At 73.5% G+C, this 20,158-nt stretch carries 19 protein-coding genes and 1 pseudogene; 9 read left to right on the top strand and 11 right to left on the bottom strand.

Annotated elements, in window-relative coordinates; translation table 11 throughout:
* From ACZ4Z4_RS09795 to ACZ4Z4_RS09770, 6 genes are read left to right on the top strand one after another with little or no spacing between them, the layout of a single operon-like run.
* Nucleotides 1-765 carry a CIS tube protein gene (locus ACZ4Z4_RS09795; RefSeq protein WP_468324693.1) on the top strand — a complete coding sequence of 255 codons (765 nt, stop codon included), beginning with the start codon at nt 1-3 and terminating at the stop codon, nt 763-765.
* Complete coding sequence (locus ACZ4Z4_RS09790) at nt 762-2,681, top strand: VgrG-related protein (RefSeq protein ID WP_468324690.1); 1,920 nt, start codon at nt 762-764, stop codon at nt 2,679-2,681. The genes ACZ4Z4_RS09795 and ACZ4Z4_RS09790 overlap by 4 nt, the downstream gene beginning before the upstream one ends.
* Nucleotides 2,682-2,692: 11 nt before the next feature.
* Entirely contained in the window at nt 2,693-3,106 is a 414-nt protein-coding gene (locus ACZ4Z4_RS09785; protein WP_468324688.1) for a GPW/gp25 family protein, read from the top strand.
* Nucleotides 3,107-3,112: 6 nt separating this feature from the next.
* Nucleotides 3,113-5,074: a putative baseplate assembly protein gene (locus ACZ4Z4_RS09780; protein ID WP_468324685.1), complete on the top strand. Its 1,962-nt coding sequence runs from the start codon at nt 3,113-3,115 to the stop codon at nt 5,072-5,074.
* Complete coding sequence (locus ACZ4Z4_RS09775) at nt 5,071-5,667, top strand: phage tail protein (protein ID WP_468324683.1); 597 nt, start codon at nt 5,071-5,073, stop codon at nt 5,665-5,667. The genes ACZ4Z4_RS09780 and ACZ4Z4_RS09775 overlap by 4 nt, the downstream gene beginning before the upstream one ends.
* A gap of 2 nt (nt 5,668-5,669) precedes the next feature.
* A complete protein-coding gene (locus tag ACZ4Z4_RS09770; protein WP_468324680.1) occupies nt 5,670-6,881 on the top strand; it encodes a discoidin domain-containing protein in 1,212 nt (403 codons plus the stop codon).
* 68 nt (nt 6,882-6,949) lie between these two features.
* On the opposite strand, the gene ACZ4Z4_RS09765 is transcribed toward ACZ4Z4_RS09770, so the two are convergent.
* The 4 genes and pseudogenes from ACZ4Z4_RS09765 to ACZ4Z4_RS09750 all read right to left on the bottom strand — a co-directional run bounded on the left by ACZ4Z4_RS09765 (nt 6,950) and on the right by ACZ4Z4_RS09750 (nt 11,600).
* A complete protein-coding gene (locus tag ACZ4Z4_RS09765) occupies nt 6,950-7,828 on the bottom strand; it encodes a geranyl diphosphate 2-C-methyltransferase (RefSeq protein ID WP_468324677.1) in 879 nt (292 codons plus the stop codon).
* A gap of 16 nt (nt 7,829-7,844) precedes the next feature.
* Nucleotides 7,845-9,101 (bottom strand): annotated as a pseudogene (locus ACZ4Z4_RS09760) (family 2 encapsulin nanocompartment cargo protein terpene cyclase); the annotation flags it as partial.
* Nucleotides 9,022-10,437, bottom strand: coding sequence for a family 2B encapsulin nanocompartment shell protein (locus ACZ4Z4_RS09755; RefSeq protein ID WP_468324674.1), 1,416 nt, complete (start codon nt 10,435-10,437; stop codon nt 9,022-9,024). The pseudogene ACZ4Z4_RS09760 and the gene ACZ4Z4_RS09755, both read right to left, overlap by 80 nt.
* A 239-nt stretch (nt 10,438-10,676) precedes the next feature.
* A complete protein-coding gene (locus ACZ4Z4_RS09750; protein ID WP_468324672.1) occupies nt 10,677-11,600 on the bottom strand; it encodes an LLM class F420-dependent oxidoreductase in 924 nt (307 codons plus the stop codon).
* 247 nt (nt 11,601-11,847) lie between these two features.
* Between ACZ4Z4_RS09750 and ACZ4Z4_RS09745 the strand changes: the two genes are divergently transcribed.
* The gene (locus ACZ4Z4_RS09745) at nt 11,848-12,114 is read left to right on the top strand and encodes a hypothetical protein (protein WP_468324669.1); all 267 of its coding nucleotides are present in this window, start codon (nt 11,848-11,850) and stop codon (nt 12,112-12,114) included.
* A 71-nt stretch (nt 12,115-12,185) separates the two neighbouring features.
* Here the strand turns inward: ACZ4Z4_RS09745 and ACZ4Z4_RS09740 are convergent, their stop codons facing one another.
* The 6 genes from ACZ4Z4_RS09740 to tsaD all read right to left on the bottom strand — a co-directional run bounded on the left by ACZ4Z4_RS09740 (nt 12,186) and on the right by tsaD (nt 16,814).
* Nucleotides 12,186-12,686 (bottom strand): DUF6099 family protein, encoded by a 501-nt coding sequence (locus tag ACZ4Z4_RS09740; RefSeq protein WP_468324666.1) that lies wholly within the window; start codon nt 12,684-12,686, stop codon nt 12,186-12,188.
* A gap of 174 nt (nt 12,687-12,860) precedes the next feature.
* The gene (locus tag ACZ4Z4_RS09735; protein WP_468324663.1) at nt 12,861-13,208 is read right to left on the bottom strand and encodes a nucleotide pyrophosphohydrolase; all 348 of its coding nucleotides are present in this window, start codon (nt 13,206-13,208) and stop codon (nt 12,861-12,863) included.
* A gap of 30 nt (nt 13,209-13,238) precedes the next feature.
* Complete coding sequence (locus tag ACZ4Z4_RS09730) at nt 13,239-14,405, bottom strand: AAA family ATPase (RefSeq protein ID WP_468324660.1); 1,167 nt, start codon at nt 14,403-14,405, stop codon at nt 13,239-13,241.
* Between the two features lie 132 nt (nt 14,406-14,537).
* On the bottom strand, nt 14,538-14,930 hold the full coding sequence (locus tag ACZ4Z4_RS09725; protein ID WP_398305445.1) for a cell division protein SepF: 393 nt from the start codon (nt 14,928-14,930) through the stop codon (nt 14,538-14,540).
* A 148-nt stretch (nt 14,931-15,078) separates the two neighbouring features.
* Entirely contained in the window at nt 15,079-15,702 is a 624-nt protein-coding gene (locus tag ACZ4Z4_RS09720) for a GNAT family N-acetyltransferase (protein WP_468324657.1), read from the bottom strand.
* Nucleotides 15,703-15,743: 41 nt separating this feature from the next.
* Nucleotides 15,744-16,814, bottom strand: a complete 1,071-nt coding sequence (gene tsaD, locus ACZ4Z4_RS09715) for a tRNA (adenosine(37)-N6)-threonylcarbamoyltransferase complex transferase subunit TsaD (RefSeq protein WP_468324654.1) — start codon at nt 16,812-16,814, stop codon at nt 15,744-15,746.
* A gap of 156 nt (nt 16,815-16,970) precedes the next feature.
* Between tsaD and cbiE the strand changes: the two genes are divergently transcribed.
* Together cbiE and cobM are read left to right on the top strand one after the other, a co-directional pair.
* A complete protein-coding gene (gene cbiE / locus ACZ4Z4_RS09710; RefSeq protein WP_468324651.1) occupies nt 16,971-18,230 on the top strand; it encodes a precorrin-6y C5,15-methyltransferase (decarboxylating) subunit CbiE in 1,260 nt (419 codons plus the stop codon).
* Between the two features lie 6 nt (nt 18,231-18,236).
* Nucleotides 18,237-18,986: a precorrin-4 C(11)-methyltransferase gene (cobM, locus tag ACZ4Z4_RS09705; RefSeq protein WP_362991562.1), complete on the top strand. Its 750-nt coding sequence runs from the start codon at nt 18,237-18,239 to the stop codon at nt 18,984-18,986.
* A gap of 14 nt (nt 18,987-19,000) precedes the next feature.
* On the opposite strand, the gene ACZ4Z4_RS09700 is transcribed toward cobM, so the two are convergent.
* On the bottom strand, nt 19,001-20,134 hold the full coding sequence (locus ACZ4Z4_RS09700; protein WP_468324647.1) for a cobalt-precorrin-5B (C(1))-methyltransferase: 1,134 nt from the start codon (nt 20,132-20,134) through the stop codon (nt 19,001-19,003).
* Between the last annotated feature and the right edge of the window lie 24 nt (nt 20,135-20,158).

Below are 20,158 nucleotides of genomic sequence, written 5' to 3'. Positions count from 1 at the left end.
ATGGCCGCGCCGACCGGTGGCCGGGCCGGTGCGAGCCTGGTGCGTGCCGCGCTCGCCATCCACCAGCCGCCGACCGACCTCGGCGGTTCGATGGGCGGGCGGATCGGTGAGGTGGAGTTCCAGTTCAATCCGACGCAGCTTCAGATGGGGCGGTCGGCCGAGTGGCGTACGCAGCGCGCCGTCGCCTACACGCGCGGCGCCCCGCCGAAGTTCACCGGCGCCGCCCCGGCCACCCTCAAGCTGGAGGTGTTCCTCGACTCGTCGGGCACGCCCAACGCGGGGAAGGTGCAGAAGCAGGTCGAGATGCTGCTGTCGTGTTGTGAGGTGACACCGCAGAGCGTCACCTCGAAGCGGCCTTCGCCGCCGTGGGTGCGGTTCTCGTGGGGGTCGTTCAACACCGTGCAGTTCGTGGCGTACGTGACCGACGTCAGTGCCACGTACACCCTGTTCAATCCGACCGGTGAGCCGATCCGCGCCACCTGTTCGCTCTCGCTCACCGAGGTCGCGATGCCCACCAAGGGGCAGAACCCGACCTCGGGCGCGCTCTCCGCGCGCCGCGTGCACCGCACGGTCGCCGGTGACTCGCTGGCGTCGCTGGCGTGGCGGGAGTACGGGGACGCCACCCGCTGGCGGCTGATCGCGGAGGCCAACGACATCGACGACCCGATGCGGCTGCGGCCCGGCACCGAGCTGCTGCTGCCCGCCGCCGACGAGGCCCGCCCCGGCGGCCCCGCCGCCGTCCCCAAGCCGATGGAGTCCGCATGAGTGAGAAGACGTACACGAGCGTCCTGCACGCCGAGATCGGCGGGTCCGTGCTGCCCGACAAGCTCGCCGTGCTGCTCGTCGAGGGCTGGGTGGACTCCAGTGTGAACGTGCCGTCCGCCTTCCAGCTGACCTTCGCCGACACGGGCGGGGACATCCTGGAGAAGTTCCCGCAGATCAAGGTGGGTGCGAAGGCGGTGCTCAGCCCGTTCACGGACGGGGTGCGCGGCAAGCCGATGCTGACCGGTGAGGTCACCGCCCTGGAGGTGGACGCGGACGGGGGCGGCAAGTCCCTCGTCGTGCGCGGCTACGACCCGGGGCACCGGCTGCTGCGCAACCGCCGCGTGCAGGGCTATCCGAACATGACGGCGTCGGACATCGTGCGCCGCGTCGCCGGGCTCAGCAGGCTCAAGCTCGGCAGGATCGAGTCGACGCCGACGGTGTACGAGCTGGCCACCCAGCCGAACATCACCGACTGGGACTTCCTCTCCCGGCTCGCCCAGGAGAACGACGTCCACCTGTCCTTCGACGAGGACGGGAAGCTCTGCTTCGGCAAGCTGAAGCCCGCCGCGGGCGCGCCGTCCGACACGACGCCGGCCGCGCAGAGCCCGTACGTGCTCGAATTCGGGCACAACGCGCTGCACAGCCGGGTCGCGGTGACGGCGGCCGGGCAGGTCGCCACCGCCGGCGTGCGCGGCTGGGACATGCGGGCCAAGCGTGCGCTGTCCGCGCAGTCCCCGGCCGTCACGAGCAAGGACATCGTCGCCGACATCACGCCCGCGCAGCTCTCGCAGCCGTTCGGCAGGGCCGAGCTGACGGAGACCGGGACGCCGTACACCGCGCAGGCCCAAGTGACGCATGCCGCGCGGGCGTTGGCCGACGACGTGGCGGGGTCGTTCGCGGAGGTCGAGGTCGCGGTCACCGGCAATCCGGAGCTGCGGCCGGGGCAGCCCGTGGCGCTGAAGGGCGCCGGGTTCCCGTTCGAGGGGAAGTACACGGCGACCGGGGTGCGGCATCTCTTCGAGTCGGGGCGGCAGTTCACGACGTGGTTGACCGTGTCGGGGCGGCAGTTCCGGTCCCTGTACGGTCTCGCCTCCGGCGGCGCTGACGCGGCGCCGCCGATGCCGGGCGTCGCGATGGCGCTGGTCAGCAACGCCAAGGACCCGCTCAGGCTGAACCGTGTGAAGCTGCGCTTCCCGTGGCTCTCGGACACGTACGAGAGCGACTGGTGCCGCATCGCTCAGCTGGGCGGGGTGCGGGGCGGCGGTCTGATGCTGCCCGAGGTGGGCGACGAGGTGCTCGTCGCCTTCGACCGGGGGTCGCTGGAGCATCCGTATGTACTTGCGGGGCTGTACAACGGCGTGGACAAGCCGACGCCCAACACGGACGGGCTCCAGCCGGTCGATCCGACCAGCGGCCAGGTCAACTGGCGCTCGATGGCCTCGCGCAGCGGGCACACCGTGGAGCTCGTGGACGCCAAGTCCCGTATGAAGAGCGGTATCCGGCTCCAGACCGGCAACGGCCGCCTCACCGTCCACATGGACGAGGCACGGACCAGCGTGACCATCCGCAGCGACGGCTCCGTGTCGATCCAGGGGACGCGCAACGTCAGCATCCGGGCGGGCGGCAATCTGTCGCTGACCGCGGGCGGTTCGCTGACGATGAGCGCGGGCGGCGCGGTCGACATCAAGGCGGGCGCGAAGTTCGGCGTCAACGCGGGCGGCATGGCGGACATCAACGCGACCGGCGTCGTCAGCCTCAAGTCGGCGGGCGCGGTCGCCGTGAACGCGGTCGGCGCGGTCTCCGTCACCGCCGCCGGCGCGGTCGCCGTCAACGCGGGCGCCGCGGCCGCCATCACCTCGCCGGCGACGGTCACGCTGACCGCGCCGGCCGTACTGCGCAACGGCATTCCGTTCTAAGGGGGGCAGACATGAGTGAGCAGTTCGTCGGGGCGGGCTGGACGTTCCCGCTGCGCACGGACGCCGGCGGCGGCATCGCGCTGGCGCGCCGCGAGCGCGAGATCGAGGAGGCGATCCGGCTGGTGCTCGCCACCGCGCCGGGCGAGCGCCCGATGCGGCCGGAGTTCGGCTGCGCCGTCCACGACCTGGTGTTCGCGCCGGTCAACGAGGCGACGGCGGGCCGCATCCGGTACGAGGTGCGGTCCTCGCTCGACCGCTGGGAGCCGCGCATCGAGGTCCTGGACGTCGAGGTGAGCCCGGCCCCCGACGAGCCGTCCGTCCTGTTCATCGACGTGAGCTACACCGTGCGCGGCACCAACAACCCGCGCTCTCTCGTCTTCCCCTTCTACGTGATCCCGTCCACGGAATCAGAGAGCGGAGTCTGAAGTCCGATGGCCCTGCCCGCACCCCACCTCGACGACCGGCGCTTCCAGCAGTTCGTCGACGACGCCAAGCGCTACATCCAGCAGCGCTGCCCGGAGTGGACCGACCACAACGTCTCCGACCCGGGAGTCACCCTCGTCGAGGCGGTCGCGCACATGGCCGACCAGATCGTGTACCGGCTCAACCGCGTGCCGGAGAAGAACCACCTGGCCTTCCTCGACCTGCTCGGCGTCACCCTCTTCCCGCCCTCCGCGGCCCGCGCCGACGTCACGTTCTGGCTGTCGGCGCCGCAGGCCGAGCCGGTGGTGCTGCCCGCGGGCACGGAGGTGGCGACCGGCCGCACCGAGACCGAGGAGGCGGTGGCCTTCGCGACCGAGGCGGACCTGACCGTGGTGCCCTGCGAGCTCTCCGCCGTCCTGCGGCAGGAGGAGGGCGGCACCCCGCAGGACGTCGGACAGGACGTCTTCGGCGGCCGCGACGTGGCGGCCTTCGCGGCCGCGCCGCGCCCCGGCGACACGCTGCTCTTCGGGCTGAGCGCCGCGGTGCCGCGCTGCGCGGCCGTGCTCCAGCTGGACAGCCGCGTGGACGGTGTCGGCGTCGACCCGCGCCAGCCGCCGCTGGTGTGGGAGGCGTGGACCGCGGACGGCTGGGCCGAGTGCGAGGTGGACGAGGACTCCACCGGCGGCCTCAACCGGCCCGGCGAGGTCGTCCTGCACGTCCCCGCCGGGCACATCGTCTCCCGCGTGGGGCGGCTCGACGCGGGCTGGGTGCGCTGCCGGGTGGTCGAGGCCGCCAAGGGCCAGCCGTTCTACAGCGCGTCGCCGACCGTGCGGTCCGCGTCCGCGTTCACCATCGGCGGCACGACCGTCGTCGCGCACGCGGACGTCGTACGCGACGAACTCCTCGGCGACTCCACGGGTGTGCCCGGACAGCGCGTCCGGCTCGCCCAGGCGCCGGTGGTCGCGGACCGGCCGCCGCTGATCCTCGAAGTCTCCGACGGCGAGGGCGCGGGCTGGGCCGAGTGGCAGGTCGTGGAGGACTTCGCCGCATCGGGACCGTACGACCCGCACGTCACCCTGGACGCGACGACCGGCGAGATCGCCTTCGGGCCCGCCGTCCGCGAACCGGACGGCTCCCTGCGGCAGTTCGGCGCGGTGCCCGAGAAGGGCGCGGCGATCCGCGCGACCCGCTACCGCACGGGCGGCGGCCGCACCGGCAACGTGGCCCGCGGCGCCATCCAGGTCCTGCGCAGCTCCATTCCGTACGTCGCCCGGGTGGAGAACCGCGAGGCGGCGCGCGGCGGCGTGGACGGCGAGACGGTGCAGGAGGCCAAGGTGCGCGCGCCGATCGCGCTGCGCGCCCAGGAACGTGCGGTGACGGCGCGCGACTACGAGGAGCTGGCGCGGCGGGCCGCCCCCGAGACGGCCCGCATCCACTGCCTGGCCGCGGACTCCGCGGAGGCCGGGGAGAACGCCGTACGGGTCCTCGTCGTCCCCCAGGCCGTGCCCGACCGGGGCGGCCGGCTCCGCTTCGAGCAGCTGGTGCCCGGCGAGGAACTCCTCTCCCGCGTCACCCACTTCCTCGACGACCGCCGCCCGCTCGGCACCCGCCTCTCCGTCGGGCCGCCGTTCTACCAGGGCGTCACCGTCGTCGCCACGCTGCACTCCTTCCGGGCCGCGCAGGCCGAGCGGGTGCGGACCGAGGCGCTCGACGCGCTGTACGCCTACCTCGACCCGCTGACCGGTGGCGCGCACGGCGAGGGCTGGCCGTTCGGCCGGCCGCTGCGCGCCGGTGAGATCTTCGCCGCGCTTCAGCGGGTGCCCGGCGTGGAGCTGGTCGACGAGGTCCTGCTGCACCCCGCCGACCCCCTCACGGGCCGCCGCGGCGACGCCACGGACCGCATCGACCTGGCCCCCTCCGCGCTCCTCTTCCCCTTCGACCACCGCGTCCGCGTGATCGAGGCGCGATGACGAGCCTGGAGAAGAGCGCCGCACCGGCGCGGGGCTTCCGGGGCGCGCTGCCGGAGGTGCGGTCCGCGCACCCCATCGGGGAGCAGCTGCCCGCCGTCTTCGCCGACGACGACTTCGCGCTGCGTTTCGTCTCCGGCCTCGACGTCGTGCTCGCGCCCGTCTTCACCGTCCTCGACAGCCTGGAGGCGTACTTCACACCGTCCCTGGCGCCCGAGGACTTCCTCGGCTGGCTGACGGAGTGGGTCGGCACGGAGCTCGACGGCACCGAACCGCTGCGGACGCGCAGGCACGCCGTCGCCTCCGCCGTCGACCTGCACCGCGTCCGCGGCACCCGCCGCGGCCTGTCCGCTGCCGTCGAACTCGCCTTCGGGGTACGTCCGGAGATCGTGGAGAGCGGCGGCGCGACGTGGTCCGCGCGCCCGCTCGGCGCCTTCCCCGGCACCCCGCGCCCCGCGCTGCACGTCACGCTGCGCGTGCACGACGCGGCATCGGTGGACCCGCACCGGCTGCGGTCCGTCGTCGCGGCGGCCCGCCCCGCACACCTCCCCTTCACGGCCGAGGTGACGTCCACACCTGCCCCCGAAGGGACCTAGAGATGTCCGCCGAGCCCGACCGACCCCCGACGACCGACCAGCCCTCACCCACCCACCAGCCCGGGACCAACGAGATGCCGAACTCCTCCGCCACCACGCGCCCGTGCCCCGAGTGCGGCACCCCGGCCCGCCAGCACGGCCAGTCCTTCTGCGACTCCTGCGGCGCCTTCCTGCGCTGGGACTCCCCGGCCGGCACCGCCGGCCCCGCACCCGCACCCAAGCCCGCCTCCGACGGTCCGGACACGCCGTCCCCCGCCCCGGCCGGAGCCACGGACACCACCGTCCCCCTCCCGTCCACCGGCCCCACGGAGCCCGCGCCCACGCCCTCTTCCCCGCCCGCCCCCTCGTCCGCGCCTTCGTCCTCCTCCGACACGGCCATCCGGTCGCTGCTCGTGCCGGTGCCCGAGGGTGAGACGGTCGCGCCGCCGGAGACGCCGGGCAGCGTGCTGCCGGGCAGGCCCGAGGCGGCCCGGCCGCGCGTACGGCAGGCCGCCGTGCCCGCGGAACCGGAGTCCGGGGCGCCGTGCCCGAGCTGCGGAACGCCCAACGCCCCCCGCCGGCACTTCTGCCGCAGCTGCGCCAACCCCCTCAAGGACTCCGCCGCCCCGGCCGCCGAGGGTCCGTACGCCGGTCAGCGGCCCCGGCTGCACCGCGACCGCACCCGCTGGATCGCCCGGGCCGTGGGCATCGCGGCCGTCGCGGGCCTCGTGCTGGGCGGCATCTTCGGCGGGCCGCCGGCCGCCCGCGCCGTGCAGGACCACTTCGCCAAGCGGGTGCCCGTCCACCCGACGGACTCCAGCGCGTCGCACTCCGCCCCCAAGCAGGCGGCGAAGCTCGCCTTCGACGGCTACTCCAACACCTGGTGGGGCACCGGCTACGCGGGCGACTCGGCGGGCCAGTGGCTACAGGCCGACTTCGGCCAGCCCACCGACCTGCTCAACCTCCTGATCACCCCGGGCACCTCGCCGCGCAGCGCGCAGGCCGCCGCGCAGGCGAGGCCGATGGAGTTCGACCTGGTGGTCAGCGACTCGGCGGGCAAGGAGCACACGATGCACCGCCGGATCAACGACGGCGGCGTGCAGAAAGTCGACGTCCGCGTGCGGGACGCGGTGAGCGCCCGGCTGATCCTGCGCTCCGCGTACGGCGCGGGCAAGGGCCGCCAAGTCGCCGTCGCGGAGCTGGAGTTCTTCGGCCGCTCCTCCACCGGGCAGTGACGGCGGGGCCGGGACCGGTGCGCACCACCGGCCCCGGCCCTGTCATTCACCGCTCGGCGCCCGGCCGGTCAGACGCGGTCGGCCGCGATCAGCAGATACTGGAACGAGCCGTCCCTGTACGAGTTGATGAAGGCCTCCTCGATGCCGGTGACCAGCGACGACGTCGCGCGCAGCTCCCAGTAGGGCAGGGTCGCGTCGGTCAGGTCGACGATCGCCTGCGGTACGAGACGGTTGTCGGCCATGGCCTTCAGGTACTCCCGGCGGGAGTGGATGTTGCACTCGAAGTGCGCGTTGATCTGGGAGACCCACTTCGAGGGCTGTCCGTACCGCGGGTTCCAGCAGCCGGTGATGGTCACGTAGCGGCCGCCGGGCGCGAGGATGCGGGAGTGCTCGGCGAAGAGGTCGTCCAGGTCGACGTACATGCTCGACTCGTTGTTCCACGACGCCCTGGCCTGGCCCGTGTCGAAGGGCGTGGCCAGCATGTTGCACACGCGGGCGTGGACGTGGTCCTCGATGCCGAGTTCCCTGGCGCGCCGGTTGGCGAACTCGGCCTGCTTGGCCGAGAGCGTGACGCCCTCGGCCTTGCACCCGAAGCGCTGGTGCGCCATGACCATCGAGCCGCCCCGGCCGCAGCCGGCGTCCACGACCGTGTCGTCACGCCCGACGGGGCCGAGCTGCTCCAGGAGGACGTCGGTCTGCGCCGACTCCAGCCGGTGGAGCTCGGCGATGAGCCTCTTCTCGTAACCGCTGTCGTCGACGTTCCCGAGGGCCTCGTGGTCGACGTCGCCGATGCCGTAGTGGTGGTGGTAGAGCCCGTCGACGTCGCCGAGGCGCAGGTTCACCGGCCTGGCCTCGCCGTCCCAGTAGCGGGCGATGTCGCCCTGGTAGGGGGAGGCGGGGGCGGGGATGGGCAGGGACGTGGCGTTGGCGAATTCGGTGCTGGTCACAGTGGTGTCGGCTCCTTTACCAGAAGTCGGGCAGGCGGTAGCGGTAGGTGTTGGTCCGGTGCCAGTAGTGGTTGCCGTCGACCCACACGGCGACGCCCCGGAGGAAACGCAGCACGCTCGGGACGGGGCAGGCGGCCGCCAGGGCGGCGGCCTCGGCTTCGAAGTCGTGCATGAGGTCGTTGTGGACCTCGACCGCCTTCAGATAGGCGTCCTTGTCGGATACGCCCTCCCGTTCGGCGATCACCACCGGCAGATTCAGGTGGCGGCCGGGGCTGTCCAGTTCCTTCATGTAGGAGTACAGGTCGTTCACGATGGTGGTGGCGTTGCCCGCGAGGGCGATGACCCGCTGCATGGCGTGCTGGGCGTGCAGGTCGGCGGGGAGTTCATAGCCACCGACGGTGTCGGTGATCGTGGGGCAGGGGCGGAAGTTGTTGAACTGGCGCATCGCCAGGTACTCCCACACCTCGGGCACGTGGTCCGTCTCGGCCCACGCGGCCTCGGCGAGATAGCCGAGGTGGAGCCGCGCCATGTCGTGCCGGAACCGGTCGGCCTGTGAGGCGGTGGCGTGCTGGAGGAAGTACGCCATGGCCGAGCGGTAGGCGCGCCGCGGCGCGTCCGAGTGGAGCGACTCCGTCCACTGCGGCTCGTACTCCTTCGTCGTGTGCAGCGGGTCGAGGGCCGTGTGGGCCAGCAGGAGACGGCTGCCGAGCCCGATGGGCGATCCGCCGTGGTCCTCGCAGTAGCAGTCGTCGACCGCGTTCTCCGCGACCATCAGCCGGGTGGCGATCATGAGGTGGTCGACGGTGGGGGCGTCCGGATGGCAGGCGACCATGTAGCGCCCGACGGAGAAGCCGTCGAACTGGTCCTCCCACTCCGGCGGGAACGCCTGCACCTCGTCCACCGCCCACTCCTTGATCCGGCGGCTGACCTCCGCCACCCGCGCCTCGTCGGGCGGCGGCACGGGGTGGTGGTAGAGCCCCGGGATCGCCTTGCCCTCGGCCGGCTCCTCGGCCTCCGGCGCGAGTTCCGCGGATACGGGGGCGGGCGGTGCTTCGGACGCGGGGGCGGGCGGCTCCTCGGACCGGCTCAGGTACAGGCCCGCCGTGCCGAGGCCGCTCGGGCCGCGCAGGATTCTTTCCAGATCAGGCATCCGTGGCTCCTGGGTCACTGGGTGCGTACCGGGGGGCGGCGGGCTAGCCACGGCCGCGGGCGATCTGCACGTTCTCCAGCACGCCGAGGGCGTCGGGCAGCAGAACGGCGGCCGAGTAGTAGGCGGTGACGAGGTAGGAGATGATCGCCTGCTCGCTCATGCCCATGAAGCGCACCGAGAGGCCCGGCTCGTACTCCTCGGGCAGGCCGGTCTGGTGCAGGCCGATGACGCCCTGGTTCTTCTCGCCCGTACGCATCGCGAGGATGGAGCTGGTGTTCTGCTCGGTGATGGGGATCTTGTTGCAGGGCAGGATCGGGACGCCGCGCCAGGCGGGGACCTGCTGGCCGCCGAGGTCGACGTTGTCCGGGTAGAGCCCGCAGGCGGTGAAGCCCCGGCCGATGGCCGCGATCGTCCTGGGGTGGGCGAGGAAGAACTTGGTGCCGCGGCGACGGCAGAGCAGTTCGTCGAGGTCGTCGGGGGTGGGCGGGCCCGAGTGTGGCTGGATCCGCTGCTTGAAGGCGGCGTTGTGGAGGAGACCGAACTCCCGGTTGTTGATCAGCTCGTGCTCCTGGCGCTCGCGCAGCGCCTCGATGGTGAGCCTGAGCTGTTCCTCGGTCTGGTTCATCGGCCCGTTGTAGAGGTCGGCGACCCTCGTGTGGACCCGCAGCACGGTCTGGGCGACGGAGAGTTCGTACTCCCGCGGGTGCAGTTCGTAGTCCACGAAGGTGCCCGGGAGCGGGGCCTCGCCGGTGTGTCCGGCGGACATCGCGATCTCCGCCTCGCCGTGCCGGGTCTGCCGCGGCACGGACCGCGAGGTGAACTGCCGCAGGTGGGCCCGGAGCTGCGGCGCCGTGGCCAGCACGGCCTCGAAGTCGGCGCGCGACAGGGTGAGCAGGGTGCCCGCGGTCTTGGCGGTGGCCGTGAAGTTCCACCTGGCACCGGCACCCCCCAGCAGGGCGTCCTCACCGAACCGGCCTCCGTCGGCAAGTACGGCGACGTCGACCTCGTCGCCGTACTTGCCGACGGAGGTCTGGCTGATCCGGCCGTGCGCGATCAGATGGAGCCGCTCGGCGGGGGTGCCGCGCGCGACCAGGACCTCACCGGCGCGGAAGTCGTGCTGCTCGAACCGGTCGGCGAGCGCGGTCAGCACCTCGTCGTCGTCGAAGCCGCGCAGCAGGGCCAGCTCCCCGAGCTCGCGGGGCACCACCCGGACGTCGGCGCCGTCCTGGAGGAACTCGATGCACCCGTCGCCGACGGTGTAGGTCAGCCGCCGGTTCACCCGGTAGGTGCCGCCCTTGGTCTCCACCCACGGCAGCATCCGCAGCAGCCACCGGGAGGTGATCTCCTGCATCTGGGGAGCGGACTTGGTCGTCGTGGCGAGATTGCGGGCCGCCGCTGTGCTCAGGCTGGACTGCCGGGGCGGCTCCAGCCGCTCGTCCGGGCTGGTCTCAACGGTCATCAGGCGGGTTCTCCTTCGTGACGTATCCGTCCAGATCCACGGGAAAGCTAACGGCCGCCACGGCCAACTCGCCTGAGAAAGCTGTGCAGTTACTTCGATGCAGCGATCTTGCCTCGCATCAGGTTTATCCGGATGTCGGGTTTATCCGGCCACCGGGCCGGAAACCGACACCACACGAAGTGACCGCCGGGCACCGGAGGGGTGCGCCCGGCGGCCACGGACCGGAGTCGGCCGTCGGGCTACGACAGCTGCGACTGCACCTGTGAGGAGATGAGCTCCAGGTGGTCCAGGTCGGCCAGGTCCAGGCACTGGAGGTAGATGCGGCTCGCGCCGATCGCCTCGTACCGCCCGATCTTGTCGACGACCTCCGCGGGGGAACCCGCCAGGCCGTTCGCCTTGAGCTCGTCGACCTCGCGGCCGATGGCGGCGGCCCGCCGGGCGACCTCCGCGTCGTCCTTGCCGACGCAGACCACCAGCGCGCTGGAGTACACCAGATCGCCGCCCTTGCGCCCGGCCTGCTCGGCGGCCGCCCGGACCCGCCCGAACTGCCGCTCGCTGTCCTCGATCGAGGCGAAGGGGATGTTGAACTCGTCGGCGAACTGCGCGGCGAGGCGCGGGGTGCGTGTCGCGCCGTGGCCGCCGATCAGGACCGGCACCTTCTCCTGTGCGGGCTTCGGCAGGGCCGGACAATCCGTGAGCCGGTAGTGCTTGCCGTCGTGGTTGAAGGTCTTGCCGACCTCCGTCGCCCAGAGCCCGGTGACGATCTCCAGCTGCTCTTCGAGGCGGGCGAACTTCTCCTTGGGGAAGGGGATGCCGTACGCCTTGTGCTCGTCCTCGAACCAGCCCGCGCCGAGGCCCAGTTCGACCCGGCCGCCCGACATCTGGTCGACCTGCGCCACCTGGATGGCGAGGACACCGGGCAGCCTGAACGTGCCGGCCGTCATGAGGGTGCCGAGCCTGATCCGCTTGGTCTCACGGGCGAGACCGGCGAGCGTGATCCACGCGTCCGTGGGCCCCGGCAGACCGTCGGCGGACCCCATGCGGAGGTAGTGGTCCGAGCGGAAGAAGGCGTCGAAGCCGAGGTCCTCGGCGGCCTGGGCGACGGTGAGAAGGGTGTCGTAGGTGGCCCCCTGCTGGGGCTCCGTGAAGATTCGAAGATCCATGGCTCCATCCTGCACGCTCGAACGGCTGTCGACCCCGCCGGTGCCGCCGGTCCCCCGCCGCCCCGGTCGGGTGAAATACCGTCAACCCGGCGGCGGCGCGCGCCGGGCACAGTGACCATGCCCATCGGGGGGTCGTTGGCTCGGGCGGAGCCGGGCCGCCCGGCATCCGCGCCGGCGGTCGCAGCCGGCGCGTCGACCGTGTCGACCGCCTTCCCCGCGCGGGAGGGCCAGGGCCGAGGAGGCCGCCATGTCCCAGGAAGCCGTGCCCGAGCAGAGGGCCGCGCAGGATCAGGAGGCCGCGCAGGATCCGGCCGCGCACGATCCGGCCGTGCAGGACCGCGCCGTGCCCGCACAGCAGGGTGCGCCCAAGGGCCTGTTGCAGCAGATGGAGGAGCTGATGGCGGCGCTCAACGCGGATCTGACCCGGCTCGACGCCGACCTTCAGCAGTCCACGTCCGCCGGAGCCCCCGCCGGCACCCACCAGCAGGGCGACGACGAGCCCGGCCACCCCTGACCGCACCGGACCACCTCCGCGGCCCGCGCGACCCTGCTCCCTCTCCCTCGCGGGGTCGGCACGGAGCCACCTCATGGCGGGCCCGCCGCCCCCGCCGGACCCGCCGCCGAATCGGCCCCGGGCAGGCTCTCCTCCCGGACCGCGAGTCTGCGCAGCATCTCGAGGACCCGGTCCCTCGACTCGTCGGCGGCGTCGATCGCCTCCATGCACTGCCAGTACACCCCCTCCTCCTCGGCGCCCATCGCGACGCCCACCAGCGCGATGCCGACCTCGCCGAGGAGCCTGCCGAGGCCGAGCAGGACCTGCTGCGCGTCGCCCGTCTCCGTCAGCCGCGCCGCCCGTATGTCCTCGGTGCCGAGCCGCGGGGCGTCGAGCACTCCGCAGGCTCTGCCGCCCACTTCGCTCAGGCCCAGCGCCTCGCCCCGTAACTCCGGCGGGCCCGCGACCGCGAGGTGGCTGCCGATCGCCTGCGCCAGCGCCTGCGACTGCCAGACCTCCACGACGATGTCCGCGGGCTCCTGACTGCGCGCCAGGGCGCGACGGTTCGCCTCGATGAGCCGCATGGCGTTCATGTCCGACCCCCTCCCTGTCCACTACCCAGAGTGATGCCCATCGGGGCGAAAAGCCAGGGGAAGCCGGAATTCTGTGGACAAGTAATCGAGTTTGGACAAGGCATCCACTCCGGAGAGTGACGAAAATATCGGAACGATCAGCTCCGGTGTGCTGGGAAGGGCGCCGGGAAGGCCTCAGGGACCGTCCGTGGAAGGATCCGGCACCGGAAAGCGCCGCTCGTTCCGTTCGATCTTCGCGGCGAGCGCCGCCAGCACATCGATCCCCAGCACCTCGCAGAACTGGAGCAGATACGCGAGGACATCGGCCACCTCGTCCGCCACCCGTGGCGCCCGATCGGGGTCCGCCATCACGCGCGCGGACTCCTCGGGCGTCAGCCACTGGAAGATCTCCACCAGTTCCGACGCCTCCACGCTGAGCGCCGCGGCCAGGTTCTTCGGGGTGTGGTACTGCTCCCAGTCGCGCGCCGCCGCGAACTCGGCCAGCCTGCGCTGCAATACCGCCACGTCAAGTCGTTCCGTCACGGCCACAGGTCTACCACCGAGGCCGCCGCGTCACGGCTTCAGGTCCACCACCGAGCTTCCCGCGGCGTCGGCCGCCCAGGACGCGTCCCCCACCGCGCCCACCAGCCGGATGTGCCCGCGCTCGCAGGTGCGCGCCGCCAGCTCGCCGAGGGCCCGCGACTGCCGCGCGTCGAGGCGCCGGTCCAGGCCGTCGGCGAGGACCGTGAGGGTCTGGTAGGCCTGCGGCACCTCGGCCACCGTGTCGACGGCGAGCACGCCGGGCCCGGTGAGCAGCACCAGCGCCAGCGCGAGGTAGCGCAACTCGCCGTCCCCGAGGCGCGCGAGAGGCGTGCGCACCCCGCCGCCCCGGTCGATGAAGGCGTGCACCGTGCCGTCCTCCACCTCCTCGGCGACGACGTCGGCGACCGGGCCCGCGCAGCCGGCACGCACCGCGGAGACGAGCATCGCGTGGCGCGTCGCGCACTCCGAGCGGGTCCGCCACAGCACTTCGGCGAGGTTGTCGCAGCCGCCCAGGAGGCGGCCCGTGCCGATCAGGCCGGCCGGGACGGGGGCGCGCATACGGCTGGGCCGCGGGTCGCAGGCGTACGCCGAGCGCAGCGCGACCACGACCTGTTCCGCCGCCGCGAGGACCAGCCGCTGCCCTTCGGTCTTGCCCGCCACGCGCAGCGGCACGAGCGCCGTGCCGAGCCGGTCGTCGGGCATCGGGGCCCGCGTCACGGGCGATGTGCCCGCGGTGTGCCAGGCCGCCTGGACCACGCGCCGGCCCGGGTCGCGCAGCGCCGTCTCCAGGAGGACGAGGCCGTCGCGGGTCAGCCGCTCGCCCACGACGCGCAGTTCGGGCTCGGCCTGCACGGCGAGGTCGAGCCGGACGCTGCCCGCGGGGCCCTCGACCGTGCAGCCGATGCGGAAGCCGCGCCGCCGCTGACCGTCGGCGCGGGCGCGTTCGGGCACGCACGCCACGGGGTCCGCGAAGACGTCGGGCAGCTCCGCGCCGGCGCAGAGCCGCGCCAGTGCCTCGTACGCGCCGAGGGCGCTGGACTTGCCGCTGCCGCTCGGCCCCGTGAGCAGGGTCATCGGGCCGAAGGGGAGCACCGCGGCGCGGTGTCCGGCGAAGGCGGACAGCCGCAATTCGGTGACCTGCGGCCGGTCCTGGCCCGCCGGCGACTCCGCGACCGCGATCCGGGAATGCACCGTCATGCCCGGAACGTAAGCGGCGGGCGTCCCGGCGAACCGTTACGCCCAACCGACCTTCCTACGATCGTGGGATTACCCCTGAAGAAGGCCCGCACCGGCCGCCGAAGGGCTATGGCCGGTGCGGTGCCCGGGGCGTCACGGCTGCGCGACCGCTTCCACCAGGCCCTGGACCTCGGTGCCGGGCGGCGCGAGGAGGAAGACGTTCTTGTCGACCCGGTGCATGCCGCAGCCGAGGCCGAGGACCACGCCGCTGCTGAAGTCCAGGACGCGCTTGGCGACTTCGGTCTCGGCGCCCGTCAGGTCCAGCAGGACCGGGATCTGCGCCATCACGGTCTCGGCGACCTCGCGGGCGTCCGAGAAGACGTTGACCCGCATCACCACGAAGCGGCGGCGCGTCTCGGTCTCCGCGTCGGGCAGCGCGCGGTGTCCCGGCCACGAGGGCCACTCGTTGCGGCTGCGCAGCGGTACGACCTGGGCGAGCCCTTCCCACTGTTCATCGGTGACGTCGTGGCGCTGACTGCTGCTCACTTGCCCACCCCGTCCTGGCTCGCACTTGTTCTCTGCACCGGCCAATTCTTACGCCAAGTCACCCGTTCAGCCCAACAGCGACACGGTCGCCCGGCGTCGCCGCGGGCCCACAGGCTCTCAGGTGGCGGGTGCCCGTTCAGTCCGGTGTTCAACTCCGTGAGCTTCGCCACCCTCCGGCTTCGGCGAGGGCCGGGTGGTCCGGTCCGAGGAAGACCGCCACGTCCCGGCTGTCCGGGGCGGGGTGGGCGACCTGGTGCCAGCCGATACGTCGGTAGAACCGGGCCGCGTCGGTGGCGCGGGCCGCGGTCAGCAGCCAGCAGCGGCCCTCGGGGGCGTCCCGTGTCACCGCCGTGAGCAGGGCGCGGCCCGCGCCGAGGCCGTGGGCGGTGGGCCGGACGGCGAGTTCGTCGACTTGCAGCGCACCGCCGAGCCAGTCGTGGGCGCGGGGCCCGAGGGCCGCGGTGACCAGGGGGTACGAACGGGTGCTGGGGAGCGGGGTGGTGGTCGTCCAGGCGGTCGTGAAGCCGATGAGGCGCGGTGGCCGGTCCGCGCCGGGCGCGTGGATGCCGGGCATGGGCGCGCCGGGCGCGTGCGCGCCGTCGTCGAGGGCGACCGCCGCGGTGAATCCGGGGCGTACGGCGTCGTCCGCGAGGCGTTCCAGGTACCGGTCCGCCTCTGCGGGGTCCTCGTTCCAGGGCGGTTGCGCGAAGGCCTCCGCGTAGACGGAACGTATGCCTTCGGCGTGGTGCGTGAGCAGTTCGATGCCGGTCACCCGTCGGACGACGAGCCGCGGCGACGGCTCCCGCCGCCCGGTCACGCCGCCCGCCCGAAGGCCGCGCCGACGGGGTGGAGCGAGGCGGACTCCAGGGGTGCCGAGGGGTCGATCGAGACGTGCAGGGGTGCGGGCTCCGCGCCCGCGCGCACCAGCAGGTCGCCGACCGCCGCGATCATCGCGCCGTTGTCGGTGCAGAGCCGCGGCGGCGGCACGCGGAGCGCGATGCCCGCCGCCCGGCAGCGCTCCTCGGCGAGCGCGCGCACGCGGGAGTTGGCCGCGACGCCGCCGACCACGACGAGCGTGCCGACGCCGTGCTCGCGGCAGGCGGCGACCGCCTTGCGGGTGAGGACGTCGGCGACGGCCTCCTGGAGCGACGCCGCCCCGTCGGCGACCGGGAGCGGCCGCCCCGCGTGCCCCTCGGCCCAGCGCGCGGCGGCCGTCTTCAGCCCGGAGAAGGAGAAGGAGTGGGCGTGCGCGGTGTCGCGCGGGCCGGTCAGCGGGCGGGGGAAGGGAACGGCGGACGGGTCTCCGTCGCGGGCCGCCCTGTCGATGGCGGGGCCGCCCGGGTAGGGCAGTCCGAAGACCCGCGCGACCTTGTCGAAGCACTCGCCCGCCGCGTCGTCGAGCGTGTCGCCGAGGTGGACGATCGGGTCGCGCGCGAGGTCGCGTACGAGAAGGAGGGAGGTGTGGCCGCCGGAGACGACGAGGACCATGCAGGGGTCCGGGAGCGGGCCGTGCTCCAGGGTGTCGGCGGCCACGTGCCCGGCCAGGTGGTGCACGCCGTACAGCGGTACGTCCAGGGCGTACGCGAGGGTCTTGGCGCCGGCGAGGCTGACCTGGAGGGCGCCGGAGAGGCCGGGGCCCGTGGTGACGGCGACGGCGCCGATGTCGGACAACCGCAGGCCCGCCTCGGCCAGGGCGCGGCGGACCACCGGGGTGAGCGCGTGGACGTGGGCGCGGGCGGCGATCTCGGGGACGACGCCGCCGTAGCGGGCGTGTTCGTCCATGCTCGACGCCACCGCGTGGCCGAGCAGCCGTCCGGCGCGGACGAGGCCCGCGCCCGTCTCGTCGCAGGACGACTCGATGCCGAGCACCACGGGAGAGTCCATCGCGGGTTGGCCTTTCTGCCCTGGGGAGCCGCACGGCACGGCCGTATGGCTTATGACTAGTAACTGCAACTGATACGCAATAAGGGTACGCCGCCGGGTCCCCAGTAGAGTGCGGCTGCGCAGTCTCCCCCCGAACCCCGAGGTCAGGTACCAGCAGTGACCCCCGCACCCCCCGCAGGAACACCGGCCGTCGCCGTCGTCGGGATCGGGGCCGACGGCTGGGACGGGCTTCCGGCCGCGTCACGGGCCGCGCTCGCGGAGGCCGATGTCCTCATCGGCGGAGCCCGCCAGCTGGAGCTGCTGCCCGCCGGTCTGTGCCCCGGCGAGCGCGTCCGCTGGCCCTCGCCGCTGCGGCCCGCCGTGCCCGGCCTGCTCGCCGCCCACGCGGGGCGCCGCGTCGCCGTGCTCGCCAGCGGCGACCCCATGTTCTACGGCATCGGACGCGCCCTCACCGAGGAGCTCGGCGCCGCCGCGCTGCGCGTCCTCCCGCACCCGTCCGCCGTCTCCCTCGCCTGCGCGCGCCTCGGCTGGCCCGTCGAGGACACCGAGGTCGTCACGGTCGTCGGCCGCCCGGCCGCCCGCGTCGCCGCCGCGCTGCACGACGGGCGCCGCCTCCTCGTGCTCAGCGCCAACGCGGCCACGCCCGCCGAGATCGCCGCCCTGCTGCGCGAGCGCGGCTTCGGCCCGAGCCGGCTGCGCGTCCTCGAACAGCTCGGCGGCGAGCGCGAGTCGATGTACGAGGGCGTCGCCGACACCTGGTCGCACGAGCCGGGCGACGCGCTGAACGTCGTCGCGGTCGAGTGCCGCCGCTCCCCCGACGCGCTGCGGCTCGGCACCGTGCCGGGGCTGCCCGACGCCGCGTACGAGAGCGACGGGCAGCTCACCAAGCGGTACGTCCGCGCCGCCACGCTCGCCGCACTCGCGCCCGCACCCGGCGAACTGCTCTGGGACGTCGGCGGCGGCTCAGGATCGATCGCCGTGGAGTGGCTGCGGGCGCACCCGTCGTGCCGTGCCGTCACCATCGAGAAGAACCCCGTGCGCGCCGAGCGGATCACCCGCAACGCCGAGCGGCTCGGCGTGCCGGGCCTGCGCGTCGTCACCGGCGCGGCGCCCGCGGCGCTCGCCGGACTGCCCACGCCCGACGCCGTGTTCATCGGCGGCGGCCTCACCGCCCCCGGTCTCCTCGACGCCGGATGGGACGCGCTGCCGCCCGGCGGACGCCTCGTCGCCAACACCGTCACGCTGGAGTCGGAGGCGCTGCTCACCCAGTGGTACCGGCGCCACGGCGGCGAGCTGGTGCGGCTCGCGGTCGCGCAGGCCGTCCCCGTGGGCGGCTTCACCGGCTGGCGGCAGGCCATGCCGGTCACCCAGTGGTCCGTCACCAAATCCGTCCAAGCCCCGGCAAGCAGGAGTTGACCAGAGATGACCGTGTACTTCATCGGCGCGGGACCCGGCGCCGCCGACCTGATCACGGTCCGCGGCGCGCGGCGGATCGCGAGCTGCCAGGTCTGCCTGTACGCGGGCAGCCTGGTGCCGCGCGAACTGCTCGCCGAGTGCCCGGACGGGGCGCAGCTCGTCGACACCGCGCAGCTCAACCTCGACCAGATCACCGAGAAGCTGGTGCACGCGCACGAGCAGGGGCTCGACGTGGCGCGGCTGCACTCCGGCGACCCGTCGGTGTTCAGCGCGGTGGCCGAGCAGATGCGGCGGCTCGACGCGGCCGGGGTGCCCTACGAAGTGGTGCCCGGCGTCCCCGCGTTCGCCGCGGCGGCGGCCGCGCTGAAGCGGGAGCTGACCGTGCCGACCGTCGGCCAGACCGTCATCCTCACCCGCGTCGCCCAGCGCGCGACGGCCATGCCCGAGGGCGAGGACCTGGCCACGCTCGGCCGCAGCGGCGCACTGCTCGTCCTGCACCTGGCCACGGGGTACGTCGACCGTGTGGTCGACGAACTCCTGCCGCACTACGGCGCCGACTGCCCCGCCGCGGTGGTCGCCCTCGCGAGCCGGCCCGACGAGGTGGTCCTGCGGGGCACGCTGGAGTCCATCGCGGGCCAGGTGAAGGAGGCGGGCATCGTGCGGACCGCCGTCATCATGGTGGGGCGGACGCTGGGCGCCTCGCAGTTCCGCGACAGCCACCTGTACTCGGCGGAGCGGGACCGGCACGTCTGCTGACCGCGGTCCCGGCGCTACCGCGGGGCGCTGCGGCCCACGACCGTGCCGGCCCGGTCGATGCAGATGACGTCGACCACCACCGGCGCACCGCGCAGCACGGCGAGCGCCTCGTCGCGGGCCTTCTCGGCCACCAGGTCACCGAGCGGCACGCCCGCCGCCGCGCACAACTGAAGTGCCGCGAGGCCCGTGTTGGCGGCGGCGACCTCACCGGCGAGCTCGGCGGAGGCGCCGCCGCGGCGGGCCAGCTCCGCGAGGAAGCCCTTGTCGACCTGGGAGCGGGCCGAGTGCAGGTCGAGGTGGCCCGCCGCGAGCTTCGACAGCTTGGCGAAGCCGCCGCAGACGGTGAGCCGGTCGACGGGATGGCGGCGCACGTACTTCAGGACGGCGCCCGCGAAGTCCCCCATGTCGAGGAGCGCGTCCTCCGGCAGCCCGTACTCGGCGACGACCGTCTTCTCCGACGTCGATCCGGTGCACCCGGCGACGTGCGTGCGCCCGGCCGCCCGCGCCACGTCGACGCCGCGCCGGATCGAGTCGATCCACGCCGAGCAGGAGTACGGCACGACGATGCCGGTCGTCCCGAGGATGGAGAGGCCGCCGAGGATGCCGAGCCGCGGGTTCCAGGTGGAACGGGCGATCTCCTCGCCGTGGTCCACGGAGACGGTGATCTCGACGTCCGGCGCGGCCTCGGCCCGCTCCGCCACCAGCGCCACGTGGTCGCGCATCAGCTGCCGCGGCACGGGGTTGATCGCGGGCTCGCCGACGTCGAGCGGCAGCCCGGGGCGGGTCACGGTGCCCACGCCGGGGCCCGCCTTGAAGACGACGCCGGAGCCGGGCGGCAGCCGCCGCACCGTCGACCGCACGAGCGCGCCGTGCGTGACGTCCGGGTCGTCGCCCGCGTCCTTGACGACGCCCGCCATGGCGTACGCGTCCGTCAGCTCCTCGGCGGCGAGCGCGAAGGCCGGCGTCTGCCCCTTGGGCAGCGTGATGGTCACCGGGTCGGGAAAGTCGCCGGTGAGCAGCGCCGTGTACGCGGCCGTCGTGGCGGCGGTCGCACAGGCGCCGGTCGTCCAGCCGGGCCGCAGACCGGTGTGCTTGAGTTGGGCGCTGCGCCCGCCCTCGGCCTGGCCCGGCCCGCTTGCCTTACTCATGTGCCTTACTCATGAAGGGAACCG

This window comes from Streptomyces sp. NPDC030245, from assembly GCF_055572995.1.
This window is presented reverse-complemented; position numbering and strand designations above follow the sequence as displayed.